General features: G+C 41.5%; 1 protein-coding gene. It reads left to right on the forward strand.

Features of this window, described 5'->3' with window-relative positions; all coding sequences use genetic code 11:
• A partial coding sequence (locus tag FLQ44_RS20025; RefSeq protein WP_276607893.1) for a carbon starvation CstA family protein occupies positions 1-260 on the forward strand: 260 nt, incomplete at both ends.

Below are 260 nucleotides of genomic sequence, written 5' to 3' on the forward strand. Positions count from 1 at the left end.
GTAATGTTGCTGCTGACCCTTATTGGGGACCATTCTTTACTTTAACTGGGACTCAACTGACTTGGGCACTGATCATTTACGGATTTGTAGCTTCAGTATTACCTGTGTGGTTGCTATTGGCGCCACGTGATTACTTATCAACTTTCTTAAAAATTGGTGTAATTGCAGGTTTGGCAGTGGGTATCATTATTGCCATGCCGATGTTAAAAATGCCTTCTGTAACGCATTTTGTTGATGGTACTGGTCCTGTTTTTGCTGGA

Origin of the sequence: Vogesella mureinivorans (assembly GCF_007644035.1) — a bacterium.
GTDB lineage: Bacteria > Pseudomonadota > Gammaproteobacteria > Burkholderiales > Chromobacteriaceae > Vogesella > Vogesella mureinivorans.